The organism is Streptosporangium heterodermiicola (assembly GCF_051390675.1).
Taxonomy (GTDB): domain Bacteria; phylum Actinomycetota; class Actinomycetes; order Streptosporangiales; family Streptosporangiaceae; genus Streptosporangium.
The window spans coordinates 83,632-102,661 of the sequence record NZ_JBPJSR010000011.1; the positions used below are offsets into that span (position 1 = coordinate 83,632).

Consider the following 19,030-nt stretch of genomic DNA (forward strand, 5'->3'; position numbering starts at 1 on the left):
CCCGAGCGGTCGTACGGACGGAGCGCGGTCGGGAAAGAATCGTCAACCCCCTTCTTGACATGCGAGTATCTTAGTCTGTATGCGCGAACGGCTTTTGTCGTTATTGCTGCGCACAAAGCGGCCTCCCCTCGTGGTGGGGATCATCTGTGGCGCGCTGTGCATCGCGGCGGAAGCCCTGTTGTCCCTTTTCCTGGAGCGCGTGACGTCGGGCGACTTCCTCGGAGGGATCTATCTGCTCGGTGTCCTGCTGGTCTCGGCCGTGTGGGGCCCGGGGCTGGGGCTGGTGACCCTGGCGGGCAGCACCGTCGCTTTCACCTACTTCAACCTTCCGCCCGCGTGGAGCTTCTCGTACGGGACGCGCTGGATGTTGACCCCACTTCCGATCTTCCTTCTCGTGGGCCTGGTGATCGGCTCGATCGCGGCGCTGGCGCGCTCGCTGAACATCCAGGCGGACGACCGCCGGCGCGAGGCCGACCTCGCCGCGCAACTGGTCCACATCCTGTTGCGTGCGAAGGACCTGGAGGCCGCGCTGCCACCGGCCTCGCGTCTCCTGGCGCGGGCCCTGGGGGCGCAGAACCTGGAGATCCGGCTCGGGGAGCCCCCCGAGGAGGGGGGTGGAGAGGGGGTGCCGCTCACGGAGAACGGCGCCAGGGTCGGCACGCTGATCCTGCCCGCCGACGTGCCCGAGCCCGTACGGAGACGTCTGCGCGAACGGATGGTGCCCTCCCTGGAGGCGTTGCTGAGAGCGGCCCGTGATCGCGAGAACATCGAGATCGTCCTGGCGTCGAGCCGTGACGAGATCCGCCGGATCGCCCAGGAGCAGGCGGCGCTGCGGCGGGTCGCGACGCTCGTGGCGCGGGGCATCTCCTCGGCGGAGCTGTTCAACGCGGTCGCCTTCGAGATGGGGTTCCTCATGGAGGCGGACCACGTGGCGATCAGCCGCTACGACCCCGGACACGTGACGGTGCTGGGCTCGTGGAGCCGGCGGGACGCCGGTGCGGAGAAAGTGCTGCCCCTCGGCTCGGAGTGGCCGCTCAACGAGGTGAGCGTCTCGTCCGCCGTGCTGAAGACGGGACGTCCGACGCGCAGGGTGGACTACGCCCACAGCGTCGGAAAGATCGCGACATGGGCGAAGAGGATGGGGGTCACCTCCGCCGTCGGTTCCCCCGTCATCGTCGACGGATGCCTGTGGGGGGTGATGATCGTCTTCTCCAGCGCCCGGGAGCCGAGGTTCGAGGGCGGGGAGGAGCGCATGATGGACTTCACCGAGCTGGTCGCGACCGCCATCTCGAACGCCCAGGCCCGCGCCGAGCTCGCCGCCTCCCGTGCCCGCGTCGTCGCCGCGGCCGACGAGACCCGCCGGCGCATCGAGCGCGACCTGCACGACGGAGCCCAGCAGCGCCTGGTCTCGCTCGGGCTCGAACTGCGCGCGGTGGAGGCCGGGGTGCCGCCGCCGATGACCGAACTCAGGGGGCGGCTGTCCCACGCGGTCCAGGGGCTGACCGGGGTCGTGGACGACCTGCGGGAGCTCTCACGGGGCATCCACCCGGCGATCCTCTCGAAGGGCGGCCTGGTGCCCGCGCTGAAGGCCCTCGCGCGCCGCTCCGCCCTCCCCGTCGAGCTCGAACTGGCCCCCGTCCCGCGCCTGCCGGAGCGCGTCGAGGTGGCCGTCTACTACACGGCGGCGGAAGCGCTGACCAACGTGGTGAAGCACGCGAACGCCTCCGTGGTGTACGTCACCCTGGGCATGGCCGGAGCGGCCCTCCGGCTCTCGATCCGCGACGACGGGGGCGGCGGAGCCGACTACGGCAAGGGGTCGGGGCTCATCGGGCTCAGGGACCGCGTCGAGACGCTCGGCGGCAGGCTGATGGTCATGAGCTCCGTGGGGGAGGGGACGTCGCTCTCCGTGACGATACCGATCGTGATGCCGCCGATCGTGGTGGTACCGGCCCGTGATCATGTCGGCCCGTGACGGTGCTCGCTCGTGACGACGCACGCCCGTGACAGCGCTGATCCGTGACAGCGCTGACCCTTGATGGTGTTCGCCCGTGACGGTGCCGGTCCATGATGATGCCGGCCCGTGATGGAGTCATCCCGTGACGGCGTTGTCCCGTGACGGCGTTGTCCCGTGACGGTGTCATTCCGTGACGGTGCCGGCGAGGGGGAGGCGGAGGACGAAGCGCGCGCCACCGGTACTGGAGTCCTCCACGTCGATGGTCCCCCGGTGGGCCTCGGCGATGTCACGGGCGATCGTGAGGCCGAGCCCGGTGCCTCCCCGGTTACGGCAGCGGGCGGTGTCCAGCCGGGTGAACCGCTCGAAGACCCTCTCCCGGTCGGCGGCGGCGATGCCGTCACCGTCGTCGGCGACGGCCAGCTCGCCGTAGCGGCCGTTCCGGCACACCTCGACCAGCACCGTGTGCCTGGCGTGGCGCTGGGCGTTGTCCAGGAGGTTGGCGAGGAGGCGGGCGATCTCCGCGTCGACGACGTTCGCCCGCACTCCGGGGGCGAGCCGGAGCCGTACGGGGACGCCGTTCTCGCGCCGGGCGATCGCGGCGCGGACCATTTCCCCCAGATCCACGTTGACGAACGCGTCAGGCGGGTTCGCCCCCACCTTCGCCAGCACCAGCAGGTCGGTGACGATCGTCTGGAGCCGGTCGACGCCCTCCAGCGCGTCCGCCAGGAGTTCGTCCAGATCCGTCTCGCCCGGGTGGAGCCTTGCCTCCTCCAGGAGCGTCCTGAGCCCGGCGATCGGAGTGAACAGCTCGTGGGAGGCGTCGGACACGAATCGCCGCTGCTGGGTCAGCGACTGGTCGACCCGGCTCCTGGCGCTCTCCAGCCGGTTCAGCAGGTTGCCGGTGGCCAGGGCGAGATGCATGATCTCGTCCGCCCTCGGCAGGCCGTGGAACCCGATGCTCAGATCCTTGGCACGAGGCGACATGAAGGTCCGTTCCGGTATATGTCGATCAATGCGCCTTCGGCGACGGCGATGACGTTTCTCGCTGGCGGATCGATGGCCGGGGGGAGCCCACCCGCCTTCGGGCAGTTGGTCACCGCATCATGATGTCCTCTCCGCCGCCCGTCGTCTGCGCTGGCAGCCTCCGTTTGGACATTCATGCCAGCGGGGCCTCCGGCGTTCCCGCCAGCCGCAATGCCCCGGCGTCCTCACCGGGGTACGGTGCGCCGCCCGAGCCGGACCCGGCTCACTCCGGCACGGCGGTGCTGTGAGATGTGACGGCCGGTACGGGTTCGGACGGACAATGCTGGATATGGCGAGAGGTATCAGAATGCTGATGATTCCCTGACTGGGACTGTCGAGCCCCTCGTGATCTGGGTAAAGTGCGGATCGATCGTTTTGACCAGATTTCCGGGGAGTTCAGGACATGCGACTTACTCTGCGCCGGGCTCTCGCCGTGGGCGCCGCGCTCGCGCTCGTCGGCGTCATGACACCCGGGGCCGCGTACTCGCAGGACGATCCCCGCAGCTGCAACGACCTGATGGGAGCCGACGCCCCGGCCTTCATCGTGTGCACCTGGCTGGCCAAGCCGGACGAGGCCCTCGGGGTCGCGCTATTCTGGGGTGCCGACGACAACGCCAACCTCAAGGAAGCCACCCCGAGCGACGGCAAGTTCCTCGACTGCTCCGCCCCCGGGTCGGTCTGCCCGGAGGCGCCCGGTGGCGGTTCCGAGGGCGACGAGAACTCGCCGTTCCCCGAGGGGGCCGGCGACGGCGGCGTGCCCGAGTGCGAGGCGAACCAGCCGTGCTCGGTCGACGGGCACGGCGAGGGCGGCGACGGCACGGTCTCCGGATCCGAGCAGACCGGCACCTTCACGCCGACCCCCACCCCCGCGGGTGCCCAGGACGCCGCTATCGCGGCCGCGGCGCAGACTCCCGCCGGTCAGGCGATCACCGCCGCGAAGGCCGTGCAGCTGAGGGTCTGGATCGACACCGAGCTGGCCGACGACTGGAAGGCCGGCACCGAGACCTTCACCGCGGCCGTCAAGCGCATCGGCGCGCTGGCCTCGCGCCCGGAGGTGGCGGGCATCCGGTTCACCTCCCAGCTGGGCTACAACACCACGTTCAAGACCGACGAGGAGATCACCGCGTTCGTCACCGCGGCCTCCGACGCGCTCCGCCAGGCCGCGCCCGGCAAGCGGCTGGGCATCCACACGGTGGTTCCCGAGCTCGCCTGCGGCGCGAACGACGCCTGCAAGGCCGAGACGCGCAAGCGGTACCCGCTGCTCGCTCCCGAGAAGATCGAGTCCCCCCTGATCGCGGGCCGCGTCGACCAGCTCTCCCTGGACAGCGGCCTGCTGTACGGCGGCTACGACGCCTGGAAGATCAACGCGACACAGGCCCACCTCAACCAGTGGATCCAGGTCCGCGCCCGTTCGTGGGACGTCCTGGCCCAGGTCGCCGCCGAGGAGACCGGGCTCGTCGGCCAGGTGACCGCCGCCAAGATCGCCACCCGGCTGTCGGCGCCCGTCAAGGACGGCGGCGCCCAGCAGGTGAACGTGTGGACCAGCGTCCAGAACGCCCAGGGCGCGGTGAGCCGGATCACCGCCTGGGACCAGCTGAAGAAGCTTCTCCCGATCCAGCGCCGCCTGGCCGGCGTCTACAACCCGACCAGCCCCGAGACGGACGTGACCACCGACCTCAAGAAGCTCTCCGAGGTCTTCGGCCAGATCTATCTCACGACCGCCTGATCCGTCTGATCCGCCTGATCCTCCGCCGGCGGGCCGCCTCGGGAGTCACCTGCTCCCGAGGTCGGTGAGGTGCTCCATCGCGGTGAGGTCGATCTCCATCGCGCTCGTCCTCGGGGGCAGGCCCAGCGCCTGGACCGTACCGGCGCGCAGCTCGCCCGCGTGACCCAGCACGGCCTCGCCGACGAGCAGCTCCAGGCAGCGGCCGGGCAGCCAGGGCGCGTGCTCGGTGGGCCGGGTGACCAGCCCGGCTCCCATGACGTGCGCCGCCGTACGCGCGGCGTCGACCGCGCGGGCCCACGACGACTCGCCGGTCAGGGCGGCGGCGAGGTGGCGGGGCTGGGCGGGGAGGGCGGTGTTCAGCGCGTCGAGCTGCTCGTCGGTGGGGCGGCGGTCCGCCCGGGGAACGGGCGGGAGGTCGCTCGTGGGCGGGACGAAGACCGCCCCCTGTTCGAAGAGCGCGGGCGCGGGGTTCCCCCGGGCGAGGTTGAGGCCCAGCGCGGCGAGCAGCCCGGGGAGAAGCGTGGTGCGCAACGACGGCTCGCGCGGGCTGATCGGGTTCGTGAGCGTCAGCGTGGCGCGGCGCGGGTCGTCGGGCGCGAGGCCGAAGGCGTCCCACGCGGCGTCGCAGACGAAGGGGAAGCACGGCGTCTCGACGTATCCCGCTCCCGCCAGCGCGTGCCCGATCCGCCGCCGCAGGTTCTGTGACCGGCTGAGCCCCCCACCGGTCTCCCGCCTCCGCGCGGCCCTGGCACCGTGGCCGCGCGTCAGCGGGATGGTCTCCATGTCGGGTACGGCCCGCGCGGCCGGCACGGCTCGCGTCGCGGCGTTGGCCGTGATCGTGGCCGTGGCCCGGGGAAGGGACCTGGGACGCGGCCCGCCGGGGACGGACTCGTCCATTCCGAGGGGGAAGCGGACGTCGCCGTCGACGACGTCGCGCATGTCCTTCAGCCCGTACCGGAGCATCAGCGTCCGCTCGACGCCCATGCCGAAGGCGAAGGCGCCGTATCTGTGCGGATCGACGCCACAGGCGGCCAGCACCCGGGGATGGACCATGCCGCAGCCGCCCCACTCGATCCATCCCGCGCCGCCGCACGTCCCGCACGGGCCGGCGGGAGCGTCTTCGACGGCGCTCCCCCGAGGAGCCTCGGCGGGATCCTCCGCGACGGTGCCACGGCAGACCGCGCACTCCACGTCCACCTCCGCCGACGGGTCGGTGTAGGCGAAGCGGTGGGTGCGGAGCCGGGTCACCGTACCCCTGCCGAACATGGCGGCGGCGAAGTGGTCGAGGGTCTTCTTCAGGTCGACCATGGTGAGGCCCAGGTCGACGGCGAGACCCTCGACCTGGTGGAACACCGGGCTGTGGGTGGTGTCGGCCGTGTCGGGACGGAAGGCGCGGCCCGTACAGACCACGCGGAGGGGCGGGGGCGTGCCGAGCATCGCCCGCACCTGCACCGGTGAGGTGTGCGCGCGCAGCACGAGACCCGACCTCCGGCCGGGGACCGAGGGGTGCTCGACGTGGAAGGTGCGTTCGGGAGCGCGGGCGGGGTGGCGGTCGTCCATGTTGAGGGCGTCGAAGGCGAACCACTCGGCCTCGACCTCGGGCCCCTCGGCGACGCGGTAACCGAGGTCGAGGAAGACGTCGGTTATCTGCTCGGCCATGACGGTCACCGGATGCCGGGCCCCCCGCGAGTCGTACGGCGCGCTCCCGGCGCGGCCGCTGGATGCGCTCCTCATCGACTGCTGCTGCCTTCTTCCTCTGTGGGGCGCTTCCCGCGTTCTCCCTGTGCGGGCGGCTCCCGAGGCGGTCAGGCGAAAGCCGCCGGATCGCCTTCCGGCCGGGATGTGACGAGAAGCGAGCGGAAGCGCGGATCGTGGCGACCGGACGACCTCACGCGTGAGACGCGAGGTCACCCTCTGGAAGGGGACCGGCGTGCGACACCCGTTCGGAAACACCGGCGCTCACGCGTCACCCCGAGCCTTCGCTACGCTGAGCGCTGACATGACTACCCAAAGTTATTGCCCGGTCAATGGTGAGTCAACATGCCACCAGATCGGCGACGGGGTGGATCGGGGAGGGGCTCCGGCCGCGCACGAGGGGGATCGGCGACATGCGCCCGTTTCCCCGGCGGGGATCTCCCGGCCTTCCCGGCGGGACCGAGGTCGATTCTGGCGGAGCGGTGGGGCCGGGGCTGGTCGAGGGTGGGAACGGTGAGATCGGGGCCGCTTCGGGCGGAGCGGCGGAGCCGAGGTCGGTCGGGAGCGGAACGGCGGGGCCGGACCCGATCGGGGCACCCGGCGCGGGTGTGGGCGGGATGCCCCGATCGGGTCCGGCCCGTTGACCGGTTCGGCCCGTTGACCGGTCCGGTCTGGTTCGTCGGCCGGTTCGGACCGTTTACCGGTTCGGTCCGTTGACCGGTCCGGTTCGTTGGCCGACTCGGTTCGTCGGTCGGTTCGGTTTGTCGGCCGGTCCGGGCCTGAGGTGCCCGGATCCGGTGCGGAAGGTCAGCCCGCCCGGGTCTGGGCGAGGTATCCGGCGAACTCCTCCAGGGAGATGAGGCCGTCGCCGTCCTGGTCGATCCTGGCGACGGCCGCCGCGGCCGCCTCAGGGGTGATCGGCTGGCCGAGCACCTCCATGAGCCTCGTCAGCTCGGGAATCGAGATGAGGCCGTCACCGTCAACATCAACGATCTTGAAAGTCGTCGCGTAGTCGTCCGCCACGATTGCATCCGCCTTCGGCAGCAGGGAAATCAGATGCCAAGCACACTAGCGGGATTCGAGGCGCGTATTCCGGCTGAAAGCGGAGGTTTCCCGTCGTTCCGGCCATGATTCCAGTCATGACAGAGGCGCCGCCGATTCGATCGGCGGCGCCCCTCTCGCCCTCTGTGCCGTCACGTCGCCGTCACGTCGCCGTCACGTCGCCCCGCGTCCCGTCCACGTCACCCCTCTGCCGACGTGGACGGCGCGGTGAAGACCGGCCGGACGGTTCAGGCGCGTGCGCCGGCCATGGCCTGGCAGGCCTCGGCGCACATCCGGCACGCGTTGGCGCACTCCTTCATCATGGAGTCGCTGCCCATGGACATGCACGCCTCGGCACACTTGTTCGCCACCTTCGCGCACATCGCGGCCATCTCCATCGCCATCGGCGACTGGCGCATCATCATGTCCGCGCACATGCGGGTCATGTCGGCGCAGTCCATGAGCGGACCCATCATCGCCATGTCGGCATGCTGGCCCCCCTGCATGAGGCAGTAGGTCATGGTCTGCTCGCAACGGCTGTGGCTCTCCATGCACGCATCGATGCACTTCTGCATCTGAGGGCTCATCTTGACCGCGTGGCTCATGCTTTCTCCCCGTTTTCGTGACCGTTCTGCTTCAACGGCCGAAGATCTCGCAACAGTGTTGTGCCCCTGTCGGGCGCCCTTGCCAGTCGGGGAGTTCTGCCTTTAGTCGCAGATGGCAATAGTTTTGTGCATAAATTCACCCATCATTTGTAGGGTTAGTAGGAAAAGCGGAGGCGGCCCGACCATCCCTGGCCGGACCATCACGGTCAGACCGCCGCCACCAGACCATCACGGTCAGCTCCTCGCCAGGACCCCGCGGGTCGGATCCACGTGGTCAGACCACCGCGCCCGAGCCCTGGCGGGCCGGGGCCGGTCCCCTCCGCTTGGGCCGTGGCGGCGCGGTGGGCCTGCGCCGTTCCAGCTCGATCGCGAGCGGCCCCGCGACCAGCGCGGACGAGAGCGTGCCGACGACGATCCCGATCAGCAGCGCCACCGCGAAGTCGGTCAGCGAGTCACCGCCGAGCACCGCCAGCGCGGCCAGGATGAACAGCGCGCCCAGGCCGGTGTTCACCGTACGGGGGACGGTCTGCAGGATCGCGGTGTTCGTCACCTCGGCGAACGGGGTCTTCGGTCCAGCGCCCCACAGCTCGCGTACCCGGTCGAAGACCACTACCTTGTCGTTGACCGAGTAGCCGATCACGGTGAGCATCGCGGCCAGGAACACCCCGTCCACCGGCTTGCCCAGCCACGCGAACGCGCCGACCACGATCGCCGCGTCGGCCACCAGGGCCAGTACCGCAGCCATCCCGAACGTCCAGCGGAACCGGAACGCGAGATAGGCGAGCTGCGCGGCGAGCGCGACACCCAGCGCGATCAGCGCGTTGCGGCGCAGCTCGTCCCCGAGGCTCGGCCCGACGAGCTCGTCGCGCTCCTTGGTGACCTGGGCGCCCCCGCTCTCCAGCGCGCTCTCGATCCGCACCACGTCGGCGGGACCGATCTGCCCGGCCCGTACGGAGATGTCCTTGTCGGAGGACTGCACCACCGCGTTGGGGAACCCGGCCTCGCTGACGAGCTCGCGGGCGGCGTCGGCGGTCATCGGGGTGCTCGTGGAGTACTCCACGAGCCTGCCCCCGGTGAACTCCACGCCGAAGTCGAGCCCCCGCACCGCGACTCCCGCCACGGACGCGGCCACCAGCACGCAGGTGACCAGGAAGTACACCGCGCGGCGGCCCATCAGGTCCGGCTTGCGCTCGTTCAGCCAGGTGCGGACGCGCCCGATGTCGGACAGGCCGGTCAGCCTGGGCCGCGAGGACACGGCCTGGAGGCTCACCGCCCACTGGGCCAGGACACGCGTGATGACCATCGCGGTGATCAGCGAGGCGATCACGCCGATGCTCAGCGTGACGCCGAAACCGCGTACCGGCCCGGACGCCAGGAAGAACAGCAGCCCGGCGGCGAGCAGCGTGGTGATGTTGGAGTCGGCCACCGCGCTCCACGCGTTGCGGAAGCCCTTCTCCAGCGCGCCCCTGAACCCCGGTTCGGCCGCGTACTCCTCCCGGGCCCGTTCGAAGACCAGCACGTTGGCGTCGACCGCCATGCCGATCGCCAGGACGAAGCCCGCCAGCCCCGGCAGGGTGAGCGTGGCGCCGAGCGCCACCAGCGCCGCGTACGAGATCAGCGCGTAACAGGCGAGGGCGAGGGCGGCGATGAGGCCCACCAGCCGGTAGGTCACGACGATGAACAGCGCGGTGAGCGCGATGCCGATGACCGCGGCCTGGGCGCTGGCCGTGATCGCGGCGGCGCCGAGCGTCGGGCCGACGGTCCGCTGCTCGACGATCGCGACGGGGACGGGCAGCGAGCCGCCCTTGATCAGCAGGGCCAGGTCGGCGGCCTCCTCCGAGGTGAAGGTGCCGGTGATCTGGGTGGACCCGCCGGGCAGGCCCACCTCGCAGGCCACGCCCTCGTTCACCTGGGGTGAGACGATCACCTTGGAGTCGAGCACGATGGCGATCCTGCGCTTGGGGTCGCCCGCCTGGTTGCAGGCGGCCTTGCCGGTCAGCTCGGCCCACTCCGCCCGCCCGCTGTCGCGGAAGTCGACGGTGACGAACCAGCCGCTGCCCTGCTGGGCGTCGATGCCCGCCTCGGCGCCGCTGACGCCCTCACCGGTGAGGGCGGCCGGTCCGATGTGCAGCGGGCCGCCGCGCTCGTCGGGAAGGAGCTGCTCCCCCTTCCCCGGCTTGGTCCCGGCCGTCGGGTCGGGGACGCCGAGGACGGGGTGGAAGGTGAGCTGCGCGGTCTTGCCGATGACCTCGGCGGCCTTGGTCGGGTCCTGCACGCCGGGCAGTTCCACGATGATGCGCCGCTCGCCGGAGCGGGCCAGCGGCGCGTCCGCCACGCCCAGGCCGTCGGCCCGGCGGCGGAGCACCTCAAGGGTGCGGTCGGTGGCCGCGGCGTCGGCCTTGACGGTCGGTGAGTCCCTGGTCTCCAGTACGAGCTGGGTGCCGCCGCGCAGGTCGAGACCGAGGCGCGGCGACATGGTCAAGGCGATGAACAACGAGGTGGCGATGACGGCGAGCGCCGCCACCGCGCGTACCACCGGGGCACGCGACATGGGAGCCTCCACAGGCTGGGGGATCGTCCTCGGGGATGCCGGAGGGACCGGCCTTTCCAGGACGCCGGCGTGTTCCGCGTACGGCGGCGAACGCCTCCCGGAGCGACCTTCGAGCGCGACGGCCTTCGAATGCGACGGCCTTCGAGCGCGACGGCTTTCGGGCGCGACGGTCTTCGGGCGCGACGGCCTTCGAAGACGACCCGAAGGACGGCGTCCTTCGAAACGGCGTCCTTCAGGGACGGCGGGCTTCGGGTACGACGGCTCTCGGGTGCGGGAGAGGCGTTTTCCGGTACGGCGAAAGGCCCGGAGCGGCTCCGGGCCGGTTCAGCCGGCGGTGGAGGCGGGCGGTGCGCGCCCCGGCCTGACGAGCAGGGCCGCGAGCGAGCGGGTGTCGTCGTCGCGGGCCGGGCACGACTCCCGGACGGTGGCGAGGGAGAGGTGCCGGAGGTCCGCCGGTGGGGTCGCGAGCGGATGGCCGCCCCCGCCCCCCAGGCCGATCCCGGTGGCGGAGAGGCCGGTGACGTGGGCGTTCCTGTGCCCGCCGTCGGAGACCGGGCGGGACAGCCGCTGGTGCTCCCCGGATGCCTGGGCGACGGTGGTGTGCCGCAGGAGGACGGCGGCGCCGCTCCCGCCCAGCCCGCCGGAGACGAGCAGCGGCAGCAGCAGGGTGAGCAGCCAGCCGAAGGGCGCGCCGCGCCTCAGCTGTCGCATGATCTCCTCCTGGCCGTCCCGCCCACCGTAACGCGCCGGGGGGCCTCGTGATCTCGCGGGCGCCGGCCCAATGTCAGCGTTATCTCATAAACACGTCAAGGGAGGGTAGTGCGGACGCATGCGACTCACCTATACGGCCGATCTGTGGTGGAAGAACGCCGTCGTCTACTGCCTGGACGTCGAGACCTACAAGGACGGGAACGGTGACGGCATCGGTGACTTCCGGGGCCTCACCCAGCAGATCGACCACCTGGACCGGCTCGGGGTGACCTGCATCTGGTTGATGCCGTTCTTTCCCAGCCCCAGCCGCGACGACGGCTACGACATCAGCGACTTCTACTCGGTCGACCCCCGGCTGGGCACCCTTGGCGACTTCGTGGAGTTCATGCGCACCGCCAGGGACCGGGGCATGCGGGTGATCGCCGACCTGGTGGTCAACCACACCTCCGACGAGCACCCCTGGTTCAAGGAGGCCCGCTCCAGCCGTGACTCTCCCAAGCGCGACTGGTACGTCTGGCAGGACGAGCCGGGACCCGTCGACCCGAAGGCGATCGTCTTCCCCGACAAGGAGGACAGCCTCTGGGAGCTGGACAAGAAGACGAACCAGTACTACTACCACAGCTTCTACAAGTTCCAGCCCGACCTGAACACGGCGAATCCGCAGGTCCGCGACGAGATCGCGCGCATCCTCGGTTTCTGGATGGAGCTCGGCCTGTCCGGCTTCCGGGTGGACGCGGTGCCGTTCCTGATCGAGGGCATCGGCGGCGACCCGCACGAGTTCCTCGCCGACCTGCGCGCCTTCATGAACCGCCGCGACGGCACCTCGATCCTGCTGGGCGAGGTCAACCTGCCCTACCCGGACCTGATGAAGTTCTTCGGTGACGCCGGGAACGGCGACGAGGTCACCATGTGCTTCGACTTCATCGCCATGCAGCGCTTCCACCTGTCGATGGCCCGCCAGAACCCGGAGGCCCTCGCCGAGGCCCTGCGCGACCGGCCCGAGCCGCCCGACGACTCCCAGTGGGCGATGTTCGTCCGCAACCACGACGAGCTGACGCTGGACAAGCTCACCGAGGCGCAGAAGCACGAGGTCTTCGACGCCTTCGGCCCGGAGAAGAACATGCAGGTGTACGACCGGGGCCTGCGCCGCCGCCTCCCCCCGATGCTCGGCGGCGACCCGCGGCGGCTCAAACTGGCCTACAGCGTGCTGTTCTCCCTGCCGGGCACGCCGGTGCTCTTCTACGGCGAGGAGATCGGCCTCGGCGAGAACCTGAAGGCCGAGGGCCGGATGGCGGTCCGGGTCCCGATGCAGTGGTCGGCCAAGGGCGGCTTCTCGCCCGACCCGAAGACCAGCGTCCCCTCACCCACCGGCAAGTTCGGCCCGCGCAACGTCAACGTCGAGGACCAGCGCCGCGACCCCGACTCGCTGCTCAGCTGGATCAAGCTCCTGGTCGAGCGCTACCGGGAGTCGCCCGAGCTGGCCTGGGGCGCGTACGAGATCCTGGACGCCGGTGACGTGGCCGTGCTGGCCCACCGGGCCGACGCCGAGGGCGGCACCGTGGTCGCCGTCCACAACTTCGCCGACCGCGAGGCGAAGGTGGATCTCGTCCTCGAAAAGCTCGACGGCTGCGAGACGCTGGTCGACCTGCTGGTGGACGGCACTCTCACCCTGCCCGCCGACGGCCGGGTGAAGTTCACGCTGGAGCCGTACGGCACCCGCTGGCTCCGCGCCTCCGTCCCCGACGCGGCACCGGAGGACACCTCGGCCAAGAGTGGGTGAGCCCCTGGAGGAAACCTCTGCCAGAGCGGGTGAGTTCCCGGATGAGACCCCGGCCATGGACGGACGAGCTCCTGGAGAAGACCTCGGCCGAAGGTGGGTGATCCGGCCCGGAGATCACTCCGGATCGTGTCCGGAGGGGCCGTCCGGTGTGCCGTTCCGCTCCCCCGGCCAGGCGAGCATCGCGAGCTCGGCGATCCGCTCCAGGTCCCGCCGGGTCGCGCCGTCGCGGGCCTGGGTGGACATGCCCTGGACCGTGGCCGCGTAGAACAGGGCGAGGGCGCCGGGGTCGGTGCCCTCGGGGAGCAGGCCCGCCGCCACGTCCGAGGCGATGGACGCCGCGATCGCGGCCTTGGCGGCCTGCCTGATCCCACGCATCGCCTCCTCCACGTCGGCCGACTCCGGGCCGACGTTGACCGCCGCGCTGAAGATCAGGCAGCCCGGCGGGTGTCCTGGCTCGGTGTAGTTGATCGCGGCCTCGCGCAGCGTCCTGGCGATCGCCGCCCGCGCGGTCGGCTCCTCGGCCAGCGCGCGCGAGGCGAAGTCGTGTCTCCGGTAGCGCTGGACGACCTCTTCGAACAGCTGCCGCTTGTCGCCGAAGGTGGCGTACAGGCTGGGCGGCCGGATGCCCATCGCGGCGGTGAGGGAGGCGATGGAGGTGGCCTCGTAGCCGTGCCGCCAGAACTCCAGCAGCGCTATCTCCAGCACGGCGTCACGGTCGAAGGCTCGCTTCCTGCTCACCGGAACATCATATAGCGATCGCTACAAAACCCTGCTACGGTTCCGTTTTGTAGCGATCGCTATAAAAACGGGAGGCGATGTGAGAACCGCGTTGGTGACGGGTGCGAGCAGGGGGATCGGCAGGGCGATCGCCCTGCGGCTCGGGCGCGAGGAGGTCCGGGTGGCCGTCCACTACGCCCGGGACGAGGCGGCGGCCGAGGAGGTCGTGACGGCGATCACCGAGGCGGGGGGAGAGGCGTTCCCCGTCCGGGCGGAGCTCGGCGTGGACGGGGACGTGGAGACGCTCTTCGCCGCACTGGAGAAGGAGGTGGACGCGCTCGACATCCTCGTCAACAACGCGGGGATCATCGTGCCCGTCGGCCTCTCGGAGACCACGCCCGAGGCGTACGACAGGATGTTCGCCGTCAACGTCAGGGCGCCGTTCTTCATCATCCAGCGGGCGCTGCCGCTGCTGCGCGACGGCGGGCGCGTCGTCACCATCAGCTCCGGCGTGACCAGGATCGCCTTTCCCCAGAGTCCCGCCTACGTCGCGACCAAGGGGGCGATCGAGGTGCTGAACCGGACGCTGGCCAAGGAGCTCGGCCCGCGCGGGATCACCGTGAACTCGGTCTCGCCCGGCATCACCGACACCGACATGAACGCGGGCTGGCTGCGCGGCGACCCCGTGGCCCTGGCGTTCGCGACCGGGCAGTCCGCGCTCGCCAGGGTCGGCGCCCCGGAGGACGTCGCCGACGTCGTCGCCTTCGTGGTCTCCGAGGACGCCCGCTGGGTCACCGGGACCACCCTCGACGCCACCGGCGGCTCCGGACTCTAGCGAAGCCTGGGGGCGTCGTCCCGCGGCCCGGCGGCCTCCCCACGCTCAGCGACCTCCCCGAGTTCGGCGGCCTCCCCAAGCTCGGTGAAGAGCGTGAGCTGGAGCCCGGCCGGACCCTCAAGGCGGGAGTTGAGCGAGTTCCACGGGGTCCGGACGGGTTCGGCGATCACCGTGGCCCCGGCCCCGGCCAGTTCGGCGGTGACGGCGGCCGAGTCGTCCACCTCGAACGCCACCCGGATCTGCCCGGCCACCCGCCGCCCCACCTCGACCCGGTCGATGAACTCCGCCTGCGACGGGTCCGCGATCTCCAGGGTGGCCCGGCCCGCCTCCAGGATCGTCACCCGGCCGTCGGGCGAGGAGTACGCGGCCCGCTCGGGCAGGCCGAGCACGTCGCGGTAGAAACGCAGCGCCTCGTCGTAGTCGGCGGCGGTGACGACCAGGCGCAGCTCTCGAACGGTCATGACGGCTCCCATAGTGATCGCGGATGTCCCGACCACGACAGCACGGCCGGCCGCGTCCGGCATTCCCGGACAGATCCGAACGGGGCCCAGATCTGTCTGGGCATGCCTCCCGGCCACCCGTCCGGGGGACCTTTCGGGCACTCGTCCCGGACGCCCCCGACTTTCACCCGACACGGCCCCGTATCGATGAACCGCCCCGGCGAAGCGTGTTGGATGTCCACCACACAGATCAGATCGTGGACGAGGAGGTGACCGAGGTCAGGGCCACCGTCACGCCTACGCGCCACCTGATCGTCGAGACCCGGTTCTCGCTCGCCTGACGTCCCGTACCGCCATGATCGGAGAGAACGCAGTGACAGCCACCGTCGCGGCGCAGCCGCAGACCTCGGAGTCGTTCCTGGCCGGGCCGCTGCCCGCGTACGTCTACGACCTGGTCGAACTCGGCGCCCACGTCAGGGACGTCCGCGCCGCGCTGGGAGACGTCGAGCTGTACTACGCGGTGAAGGCCAACCCCGACCCGGAGCTGATGCGGACGCTCGCCCCGTACGTCGACGGTTTCGAGGTCGCCTCGGGCGGCGAGCTCGCGCACGTGCGCGAACACTTCCCGGACGCGCCGGTCGCGCTGGGCGGGCCGGGCAAGACGGACGCCGAGCTGTTCGGGGACGTGACCCGCCTGCACGTCGAGAGCCCCGGCGAGCTGCGCCGCCTGCTCGCGTCCGGCCGCCCCGCGGACGTGCTGCTCCGGGTCAACCTGGACATCCCGATCGAGGGGGCCTCGCTGGCGATGGGCGGCGGCGCGACGCCGTTCGGGATGGACCCCGCCGGGATCGCCGAATGCGTCGCCCTGCTGGAGACCCAGAGTGCCGTACGGCTGCACGGGATCCACGCCCACCTGGCCAGCGGGCTCGACGCGCCCCGGATGCTGGAGCTGGCGGCGGCCGTCCTGGACTACGCGCGCACGCTGGGGGCGGCCGAGATCAACCTCGGCGGCGGCATGGCCGTCTCCTACGCCGACCCCGGCGACCGGTTCGACTGGACGGCCTACGGCAAGGGCCTGGCCGCGCTCCGCCGCCCCGGGGAGACGCTCCGGATCGAACCGGGACGCTCGCTGACCGTCTACTGCGGGAGATACGTGACGCGCGTCATCGACGTCAAGCGCGTCCACGGCGAGCTGTTCGCGGTCGTGGCGGGCGGGACGCACCACATCCGCACCCCCGCCACCAAGGGCCACGACCAGCCCCTGATCATGACGGAGGCCGGGGAGCCGATCACGATCGTCGGCCAGCTCTGCACTCCCAAGGACACCCTGGCCCGCCGGGTCCCCATCGCGCTCAAGCCCGGCGACCTGGTGGAGTTCACGATGGCGGGCGCCTACGCCTGGAACATCTCCCACCACGACTTCCTGATGCACCAGAAACCGAGCTTCCACTATCTGACCCGATAGGGCCGGAGGAGACGCCCGGCGGGCCCCGACCCGGGTACGGGAACGCCCGCCGATGCGCATATGCTGCGCATCGTCGTTTTCATGTCAGGCAGTGTCCAGAGTGTCCAGGCAGTGTCCGAGTGTTCAGAGGGAGAAGCTCACCGTGTACAAGGAGTTCGCGATCGAGGCCGTGGTCTGGGTCATCCCCGTCGTAGTGCTGCTCGGGCTCGCTTTCATGATCACTGCCTGACCCGCGGGGCCCCGCCCCGGCGGGTCAGCGCTCGGCCAGGACGATCACCGAGTCGCCGGGGCCGAGGCGCAGCGACCGCGACTTGTCCGGATTGAGGACGACGCCGAAGTGCGGGGCCTCGTTCGCCCGGTCCGCGAGGCGGTAGCCGATCGCGGTCTCGCCCCGGCGCCGGGCCGACTCGATCACCGACGCGAAGTCGACCGGCGCCCCGGGGCGGACGTACCGCTCCGCCGGGCGCGGGTAGATCTCCGAACCCCCCGAGTCGAAGAGCCGGCCGAACACCTCGGCCAGGTGCCGGTTCTCGGCGAGCTGGGCGAGCAGCAGGCCGATCACCGTGTCACTGATCACGATGTCGTCGGCCCTGGTGACCTCGGCCAGGCTCCGGTTGTTCTCGTCGTGCATCTCGCTGACTATGGAGTAGCGCTCGCCGAGTGACGACTGCATGTCGCGCAGCTGCAGCAGGGTCGTCAGGGTGCGCGTGTCGGCGTGGCCGGGGCTGTAGCGGTCGTCGGAGAGCACGATCACGTGCTGGTAGAGACCCAGGCCGAGCGAGTCCAGCGCGTAGCGGTCGGAGGTGTCGCACTCCTTGACGTTGACCGTGAGGTTGCCCAGCCCCTCGAAGCCGACCGCCGCGTTGGGGTGGTCGGAGGCGATGTCCAGGACCGAACCCGGCGCGACGTAACCGTCGAGATAGCGGACGACCTGCCGGCCCCGGCCGTTCCAGTTGAGGATCAGGGTGCGCTCGGCGCTCTGCCCGGTGTGCTCGACCAGGACGATCGACTCCTCGCGGGCCGAGGGCATCCCGGCGGCCAGGTGGATCATCGAGTCGTCGTGGGCGATCACGATGATCTCGTCGGACCCGGAGACCACGGTGCCCATGGGCGGGTTCAGCATCGCCGTCCCGGCCCGGCGCAGCCCGATCACCGTGGCGGTCTGGTACGCCGGGAGGATCTCGCCGTACGTCATGCCGGTGAAGTCGGGGTCGGAGCGCAGGTAGATCTCCCCGTCGCTGAAGTCGAGCAGGTCCATGCAGACCACGGACATGCCCGACTGCCGCGACGACTGCACGATGAGCCGGGAGGCGGTGTCGTCGGAGTCGACGAGGTGGACGTCGGGGCCGCCCGCGAGACGCGCGGCGGCCATGTTGGAGCTCCCGGCGATGGCGGCCACCACCGGCGGGTGGCCACCGGGACGCTTGGCCAGGGCGAGCAGCGTCTTGATGACGTGAGCGTCGGGATCCTCGCCCTGCGGGGAGAGGACGACCACCGAGCGGGCCGCGGCCAGGTTCATCAGGTCGAGGTCGGTCGGTTCGGTGGGCCGCCCGGTCCGGCAGACCAGCCTGGTCCTGCCGGTCTCGCCCGCGAACTGCCGGATCTCGTCCTCCATGGCGATCTTGTCCTTGTCGGCGAGGATCGCGATGACCGACCTGCGGTCGCTCGCGTGCGCCTGGGCCAGCTCGCTGACGATCGTGAAGACCTGCTCCGACCAGCCCAGGACCACGATGTGGCCGGTCTCGATGATCCGGGACCTGCCCTTGCGCAGCTCCTCGAACCTGCTCTTGAGATCGTTGGAGAGGACGCCGACCAGGGCGCTGACGATGAAGAGCCCGCCCAGCGACGCGACGAACATCAGGGCGACGAACGGCGCGCTGCCGGTGTCGCTGGCCACCTTCCCCGGGCTCAGCGCGCGCATCAGCGTCATCCACAGCATGCCCGGGGCGCCGTTGTGCTTCGCGGCCTCGTCCGGGGTCAGCCACAGGCCCAGCGCGGTGACCAGCAGGATGAGGCCCAGAGAGATGAGGGCGAGCCATCCGATCAGCGCTGTCGTGCCCCGCGACATGGTGTTGTCAAACCAGTAACGCAGCCGTTCTCGGAACGTCGCCCTCAGCACGGAATTCCCCCCCGTCGGTAAAGCAGAGTCAACAAGTGTACAAAAATTAACGATCACCGAAGGGAAGGTCGGGCGGACGGAGCGCGACCGGCGGGGCGGGCGGTCACGCGAAAAACGGTGACCCCCGGACGCCCTGGGCCGGGGATCACCGTTCCGCTAAGCGCCGGTGGCCGTCAGTTCTCGCCACCCGCTCCGGCCAGTTCTCGCCACCCGCTCAGGCGCCGGTGCCGGCACCGGCGAGAAGGCACACGCTCCCCCCTTCCTGGGCGAGGTACGCGGCGCGGATCAGGCGTTGCGCCCGGCTCCCACGAAGACGGCGTCGTAGAGGGTCATCGATCGTTCCTTATCTGAAATATCCGTAATGCCTG

Annotated in this window: 15 protein-coding genes; 6 read left to right on the forward strand and 9 right to left on the reverse strand. The window is 70.7% G+C overall.

The genetic code is table 11. From position 1 onward, the window contains the following. Positions 1-79: 79 nt before the first annotated feature. Positions 80-1,972, forward strand: coding sequence for a sensor histidine kinase (locus ACSC1Q_RS23840; RefSeq protein ID WP_436760920.1), 1,893 nt, complete (start codon positions 80-82; stop codon positions 1,970-1,972). A gap of 165 nt (positions 1,973-2,137) precedes the next feature. Here the strand turns inward: ACSC1Q_RS23840 and ACSC1Q_RS23845 are convergent, their stop codons facing one another. Next, complete coding sequence (locus ACSC1Q_RS23845) at positions 2,138-2,938, reverse strand: sensor histidine kinase (RefSeq protein WP_436760921.1); 801 nt, start codon at positions 2,936-2,938, stop codon at positions 2,138-2,140. A 442-nt stretch (positions 2,939-3,380) separates the two neighbouring features. Between ACSC1Q_RS23845 and ACSC1Q_RS23850 the strand changes: the two genes are divergently transcribed. Continuing rightward, entirely contained in the window at positions 3,381-4,703 is a 1,323-nt protein-coding gene (locus tag ACSC1Q_RS23850) for a hypothetical protein (protein WP_436760922.1), read from the forward strand. A 45-nt stretch (positions 4,704-4,748) separates the two neighbouring features. Here ACSC1Q_RS23850 and ACSC1Q_RS23855 read toward each other — a convergent pair whose 3' ends face one another. From ACSC1Q_RS23855 to ACSC1Q_RS23875, 5 genes are all read right to left on the reverse strand, one after another. Beyond that, the gene (locus ACSC1Q_RS23855; protein WP_436760923.1) at positions 4,749-6,437 is read right to left on the reverse strand and encodes a tRNA ligase subunit PheS family protein; all 1,689 of its coding nucleotides are present in this window, start codon (positions 6,435-6,437) and stop codon (positions 4,749-4,751) included. Positions 6,438-7,205: 768 nt separating this feature from the next. Beyond that, positions 7,206-7,421, reverse strand: coding sequence for an EF-hand domain-containing protein (locus ACSC1Q_RS23860; protein ID WP_350969734.1), 216 nt, complete (start codon positions 7,419-7,421; stop codon positions 7,206-7,208). Positions 7,422-7,687: 266 nt separating this feature from the next. After that, the gene (locus tag ACSC1Q_RS23865) at positions 7,688-8,044 is read right to left on the reverse strand and encodes a four-helix bundle copper-binding protein (RefSeq protein ID WP_436760924.1); all 357 of its coding nucleotides are present in this window, start codon (positions 8,042-8,044) and stop codon (positions 7,688-7,690) included. Positions 8,045-8,318: 274 nt separating this feature from the next. Continuing rightward, positions 8,319-10,595, reverse strand: coding sequence for a protein translocase subunit SecD (gene secD, locus ACSC1Q_RS23870; protein ID WP_436760925.1), 2,277 nt, complete (start codon positions 10,593-10,595; stop codon positions 8,319-8,321). A 324-nt stretch (positions 10,596-10,919) separates the two neighbouring features. Next, positions 10,920-11,306: a hypothetical protein gene (locus ACSC1Q_RS23875; protein ID WP_436760926.1), complete on the reverse strand. Its 387-nt coding sequence runs from the start codon at positions 11,304-11,306 to the stop codon at positions 10,920-10,922. A gap of 118 nt (positions 11,307-11,424) precedes the next feature. On the opposite strand from ACSC1Q_RS23875, the gene ACSC1Q_RS23880 reads away from it, so the two are divergent. Beyond that, the gene (locus tag ACSC1Q_RS23880; protein WP_436760927.1) at positions 11,425-13,086 is read left to right on the forward strand and encodes an alpha-amylase family protein; all 1,662 of its coding nucleotides are present in this window, start codon (positions 11,425-11,427) and stop codon (positions 13,084-13,086) included. Between the two features lie 114 nt (positions 13,087-13,200). Here the strand turns inward: ACSC1Q_RS23880 and ACSC1Q_RS23885 are convergent, their stop codons facing one another. Then, positions 13,201-13,824: a TetR/AcrR family transcriptional regulator gene (locus ACSC1Q_RS23885; protein WP_436760928.1), complete on the reverse strand. Its 624-nt coding sequence runs from the start codon at positions 13,822-13,824 to the stop codon at positions 13,201-13,203. Positions 13,825-13,903: 79 nt separating this feature from the next. Between ACSC1Q_RS23885 and ACSC1Q_RS23890 the strand changes: the two genes are divergently transcribed. Then, positions 13,904-14,638, forward strand: coding sequence for an SDR family oxidoreductase (locus tag ACSC1Q_RS23890; RefSeq protein ID WP_436760929.1), 735 nt, complete (start codon positions 13,904-13,906; stop codon positions 14,636-14,638). Here ACSC1Q_RS23890 and ACSC1Q_RS23895 read toward each other — a convergent pair. Next, the gene (locus tag ACSC1Q_RS23895) at positions 14,635-15,099 is read right to left on the reverse strand and encodes a VOC family protein (protein WP_436760930.1); all 465 of its coding nucleotides are present in this window, start codon (positions 15,097-15,099) and stop codon (positions 14,635-14,637) included. The genes ACSC1Q_RS23890 and ACSC1Q_RS23895 overlap by 4 nt on opposite strands. 352 nt (positions 15,100-15,451) lie before the next feature. Between ACSC1Q_RS23895 and ACSC1Q_RS23900 the strand changes: the two genes are divergently transcribed. After that, positions 15,452-16,543, forward strand: a complete 1,092-nt coding sequence (locus ACSC1Q_RS23900; RefSeq protein ID WP_436760931.1) for an alanine racemase — start codon at positions 15,452-15,454, stop codon at positions 16,541-16,543. Positions 16,544-16,643: 100 nt separating this feature from the next. Beyond that, on the forward strand, positions 16,644-16,772 hold the full coding sequence (locus ACSC1Q_RS23905) for a hypothetical protein (RefSeq protein WP_436760932.1): 129 nt from the start codon (positions 16,644-16,646) through the stop codon (positions 16,770-16,772). A 24-nt stretch (positions 16,773-16,796) separates the two neighbouring features. On the opposite strand, the gene ACSC1Q_RS23910 is transcribed toward ACSC1Q_RS23905, so the two are convergent. Next, positions 16,797-18,662, reverse strand: coding sequence for a CASTOR/POLLUX-related putative ion channel (locus tag ACSC1Q_RS23910; protein WP_436760933.1), 1,866 nt, complete (start codon positions 18,660-18,662; stop codon positions 16,797-16,799). Positions 18,663-19,030 lie beyond the last annotated feature (368 nt).